Raw genomic sequence first — 4,942 nt, forward strand, 5'->3', positions numbered from 1 at the left:
GCAGCAGCTTCCACAGGGTGTCGGCGTCCGGCTGGACCAGCCGCACCCGGTCCCCGGCGAAGCGCCAGGGGGCGGTCACGAAGGTGACGTCGGAGAGCTGGATGTCCTGCACCGAGCGGGCGAAGTCCACCAGCTTCATCGCGGTGCCGAGCCCCTCGTCCACGGTGAGCGACTTGGTGGCGGCGTCGGCCAGCGGCAGCAGGGTGGGCAGGGAGAAGCCCTGGCTCTGCACCTTCTTGATCATCGAGGAGAGGAAGGCCTGCTGGCGCTTCATCCGGCCTATGTCGGAGTTGTCGCCGATGCCGTGCCGGGCTCTGAGGTAGTCCACGGCGGACTGCCCGGTGAGCTTCTGCACCCCCTTCTTCAGGTGGATGCCGTACTCGTTGACGTCGTTGGGCACGCACGCGTCCACGCCGCCGACGGCGTCGGCCATCGCGGCGGCGCCCTTGAAGTCGACCACGATGGTGTGGTCGACCCGCAGCCCGGTGAGCGCCTCCACGGTGTTCTGGGTGCAGGCCGGATTGCCCTTGGGGAGCAGGCCGACGCTGAACGCTGAGTTGAACATCTGGTCGGCGCGGGGCTTGGTCCAGGTGCCGTCCTGAAGCTTGCAGGACGGGACGGTGACCAGGGTGTCCCGGGGGATGGAGACGCCGACGGCGTGCTTGTGGTCGGCGTAGACGTGCACCAGGATCGCGGTGTCGGAGTTGCCGACGCCCTCGTCGCCGCCGCCCAGCGCGTTGTTGCCGTCGTCCCGGGTGTCCGAGCCCAGCAGCAGGACGTTGACCGGCACCTGGGCGCCGGGCGAGGCCGGGACGGGCGCCGGCGGGCGCTCGGTGGCGACGCCGCCCGCGTCGAAGGTGGTGATGTTGCTGTCCAGCCGGTGGTAGAACCAGGCTCCGGCACCCACAACCGACAGCACCAGCACGGCGGCCAGGCCGATGGCGGTCCGCAGGTAGCGGCGACGGCGCGTGCTGCTGCCCATCCTCCGTGCCCCCCGTCTTCACGTCTCTCGCGTTCGATGTTCGAACGTTAGACGTTCCGGAAGGCTGTTCGGTTACCCCCTGGGGGCGGGGGAATCCGGCCGCGAGGCTGTGATGCTGCTCACGCTCCGGGCCCGGAAGCGCCGGCCAGCATCCGGCGGAGCAGGTCGCGCAGCACCGTCCGCTCCTGCGGTCCGAGCGCGGCGAGCGGTTCGCGGGCGAAGTTGAGCGACTCGCGCAGTTCCTCGGAGGCGGCCGAGCCGGTGCCGGTGGCGGCGACCAGCTTGACCCGGCGGTCGTGGCGGTCGGCCTCGCGGGTCACGAAGCCGCGGGCCTCCAGCCGGTCGACGATGCCGGTGATGTTGGACGGCTCGCAGCTGAGCGTCTGGGCGATCTGGCGCATCGGCAGCGGGCCGCGCCGCAGCAGCGCGAGCACCTTGGCCTGGGCGCCGGTGAGCGAGCGGGCGGCGGCGGCCTCCTCGTACTCGCGGTGGAAGAGCGCGACCAGGTTGGCCATCAGGTCGACGACCTCGCGGGTGATCTCGTCGGGCTGCGGCGTGGCGGCCTGGGCGGGCTGAGTGTCCATGGCTCAGAGTCTACCTGAAAAGTTGACAAGATGAACCTTTCATGTTCATCGTTACTTCAGTTACTAAACCTTTCACCCTCCGAACCCCTGAGGAGAACCTCCATGGCAGAGCAGGCCGCCCCCGCGACCGCCCGTGAATGGCACCTCGTCGCCCGCCCCCAGGGCTGGCCGGTGCCCGCCGACTTCGCCCTGGTCGAGGCCCCGGTCCGGACGCCGGGCCCGGGCGAGATCCTGGTCCGCAACACCCACCTCTCGGTGGACCCCTACATGCGCGGCCGGATGAACGACGTGAAGTCGTACGTCCCGCCCTTCAAGCTGGGCGAGGCCATGGACGGCGGCGCGGTCGGCTACGTGGTCGCCTCGGAGGCCGAGGGCTTCGCCCCCGGCGACGCGGTGCTGCACGGGCTCGGCTGGCGCGAGTACGCCACCCTGGACGCCAAGCACGCGGTCAAGGTCGACCCGACCGCCGCCCCGCTCTCCGCCTACCTCGGTGCGCTCGGCATGCCCGGCCTGACCGCGTACGCCGGCCTGCTCGCCGTCGGCGGCCTCAAGGAGGGCGACAAGGTCTTCGTCTCCGGCGCGGCCGGTGCGGTCGGCTCGATGGTCGGCCAGATCGCCAAGCTCAAGGGCGCCTCGCTGGTGGTCGGTTCGGCCGGTTCGGCGGAGAAGGTCGCCAAGCTGGTGGACGAGTACGGCTTCGACGCGGCCTTCAACTACAAGGACGCCCCGGTCGCCGAGCAGCTCGCGAAGGCCGCCCCGGAGGGCATCGACCTCTACTTCGACAACGTCGGCGGGGACCACCTGGAGGCCGCGATCGGCGCGCTGGGCGTGCACGGCCGCGCGGTGCTCTGCGGTGCGATCGCCCAGTACAACGAGACCAGCGCGCCCGCCGCCCCGCGCAACCTCGCCCTGGCGATCGGCAAGCGGCTGCGCCTGGAGGGCATGCTGGTGCGCGACCACGCCGCGCTGCAGCCGCAGTTCGTCGCCGAGGTGGCCGGCTGGCTGACGTCCGGTGAACTGCGCACCGAGGAGACGGTGGTGGACGGCTTCGAGAACACCGTCCAGGCCTTCCTTGACCTGCTGCGTGGCGTCAACACCGGCAAGATGGTCGTCCGCCTGGGTGACTGACCTTCCGTCAGAAGACCGAAACCGCCCCGCCGCCCCACCGGGCGTGCGGGGCGGTTCGCGTGCACGGCGCAAGGGATCCGGCCGCACTACCGCATTCCGGCCGGATCCGAAAGTGCGTCATCCATCCTGTGGGGCGGCACGGTACGGTGGTCCCGCCCGGCGATGGGGCCGTTCGGGGGAGAGATCCGGCCGAGGGGTAGACCTCGTTGAGGATTCGACTAGCATTGAGCGAAAGCCTGTCCGTTTTGCTCAATTTAGTAGCTTAATGTCGACTAACGTGGGTAACTGTGGATCAACTGCAGGCACGAGGCAGCTGGGGAAGGCGACCCTCGTCCACAGCCTGGAGGTCCCGGTGACGACACGTGGAGTTCTCTACATCCACTCCGCGCCCCGCGCGCTGTGCCCGCACGTCGAGTGGGCCGTCGCGGGGGTGCTCGGTGTACGGGTGAGCCTGGACTGGGTCCGCCAGCCGGCCTCACCCGGGCATTGGCGTGCCGAACTCTCCTGGTCGGGAGAGTCCGGTACGGCTTCGAAGCTGGCCTCCGCGCTGCGCGGCTGGCAGCTGATGCGGTACGAGGTGACCAGCGAGCCCTGCGCCACGGCGGAGGGGGAGCGGTACAGCAGCACGCCCTCGCTCGGCATCTTCCACGCCGTCACGGGCATCCACGGGGACATCCTGATCCCCGAGGACCGGCTGCGCGCCGTGCTGCAGCGGGCCCGCAACGAGGGCGCCGACCTGGAGGCCGAGATCGCCCGGCTGCTGGGCAAGCCCTGGGACGACGAGCTGGAGCCGTTCCGGTACGCGGGCGAAGGGGCGCCGGTGCGCTGGCTGCACCAGGTGGTCTGAGCCCGTACGGGAAACGACGGAAGGGGCCGGCGCTCGTGGAGAGCGCCGGCCCCTTCCGACGTACGGCCGGGTCAGCGGGTGCGGAAGGCCAGCACCACGTTGTGGCCGCCGAAGCCGAACGAGTTGTTCAGCGCGGCGATCCGGCCCTCGGGCAGGGCGCGGGGCTCGTCGCGCACGATGTCCGCCTCGATGTCGTCGTCCAGGTTCTCGACGTTGATGGTCGGCGGGGCGAGCCGGTGGTGCAGGGCCAGCACGGTGGCGACGGTCTCGATGCCGCCGGCGCCGCCCAGCAGGTGGCCGGTCATCGACTTGGTGGCCGAGACCGCGATGTGGTCCAGGTCGTCGCCCAGCTCCTTGCGCAGCGCCTTCAGCTCGGCGGTGTCACCCTGCGGGGTCGAGGTGGCGTGCGCGTTGACGTGCACGATCTCGGCCTTGTCCAGGGCGTTGCGCTCGAACAGGTCGGCCAGCGCGCGGGCCACACCGGCACCGGTCGGCTCCGGCTGGGCGATGTGGTGGGCGTCCGAGGACAGGCCCTGGCCCACGGCCTCGCAGTAGATGCGGGCGGCGCGCGCCTCGGCGTGCTCCAGCGACTCCAGCACGACCACGCCGGCGCCCTCGCCCAGCACGAAGCCGTCGCGGGCCTGGTCGTACGGACGCGAGGCGCGCTCGGGGTCGTCGTTGTTCTTGGACATCGCCATCATGTTGGCGAACGCGGCGATCGGCAGCGGGTGGATCGCCGCCTCGGTGCCGCCGGCCACCACGACGTCGGCGCGGCCGCTGCGGATCATCTCGATCGCGTAGCCGATCGCCTCGGCGCCGGAGGCGCAGGCGGAGACGGGCGTGTGCACACCGGCGCGGGCGCCGACCTCCAGACCGACGTTGGCCGCCGGGGAGTTGGGCATCAGCATCGGGACGGTGTGCGGGGAGACCTTGCGGGCGCCCTTCTCGCGCAGCACGTCGTACTGGTCGAGCAGGGTGGTCACGCCGCCGATGCCGGAGGCGATGACGGCGCCCAGGCGCTCGGGGGCGAGCTTGGAGGACTCGTCGGTGGCCGGGGTCTCGAAGCCGGCGTCGGCCCAGGCCTCGCGGGCGGCGATCAGCGCGAACTGGGCGGAGCGGTCCAGCTTGCGGGCCAGCGGGCGGGGCAGGATCTCGCCCGGCTCGACCGCGGTGCGTGCGGCGATCCGGACCGGCAGCTCCTGGGCCCACTCCTCGGTCAGGGCCGCCACTCCGGAGCGCCCGGCGACCAGGTTCTCCCAGGTGGTGGCGGCGTCGCCGCCCAGCGGCGTGAAGGCGCCGATACCCGTGACGACCACGGTACGGTTTTCAGCGGTCACTGGTTTCTCTTCTTTCACGTTGTGCGGGGGGCGGCGGCGAGCCGGGGATGGGCCCGGCCGGGCG

General features: G+C 71.4%; 5 protein-coding genes. 2 read left to right on the top strand and 3 right to left on the bottom strand.

The window, feature by feature from the left end:
* Both J0670_RS29940 and J0670_RS29945 read right to left on the bottom strand, forming a co-directional pair.
* A partial coding sequence (locus J0670_RS29940; protein WP_207814835.1) for an LCP family protein occupies positions 1-982 on the bottom strand: 982 nt, incomplete at its 3' end.
* A gap of 119 nt (positions 983-1,101) precedes the next feature.
* Positions 1,102-1,566 carry a MarR family winged helix-turn-helix transcriptional regulator gene (locus J0670_RS29945; RefSeq protein ID WP_207814836.1) on the bottom strand — a complete coding sequence of 155 codons (465 nt, stop codon included), beginning with the start codon at positions 1,564-1,566 and terminating at the stop codon, positions 1,102-1,104.
* Positions 1,567-1,668: 102 nt separating this feature from the next.
* Between J0670_RS29945 and J0670_RS29950 the strand changes: the two genes are divergently transcribed.
* Together J0670_RS29950 and J0670_RS29955 are read left to right on the top strand one after the other, a co-directional pair.
* The gene (locus J0670_RS29950) at positions 1,669-2,694 is read left to right on the top strand and encodes an NADP-dependent oxidoreductase (protein WP_207814837.1); all 1,026 of its coding nucleotides are present in this window, start codon (positions 1,669-1,671) and stop codon (positions 2,692-2,694) included.
* Positions 2,695-3,046: 352 nt separating this feature from the next.
* Positions 3,047-3,541: a DUF3145 domain-containing protein gene (locus J0670_RS29955; RefSeq protein WP_207814838.1), complete on the top strand. Its 495-nt coding sequence runs from the start codon at positions 3,047-3,049 to the stop codon at positions 3,539-3,541.
* A gap of 71 nt (positions 3,542-3,612) precedes the next feature.
* Here J0670_RS29955 and fabF read toward each other — a convergent pair whose 3' ends face one another.
* On the bottom strand, positions 3,613-4,878 hold the full coding sequence (gene fabF / locus J0670_RS29960; RefSeq protein ID WP_207814839.1) for a beta-ketoacyl-ACP synthase II: 1,266 nt from the start codon (positions 4,876-4,878) through the stop codon (positions 3,613-3,615).
* Between the last annotated feature and the right edge of the window lie 64 nt (positions 4,879-4,942).

The sequence above is a fragment of the Streptomyces sp. FH025 genome (assembly GCF_017427025.1).
Lineage (GTDB): Bacteria > Actinomycetota > Actinomycetes > Streptomycetales > Streptomycetaceae > Kitasatospora.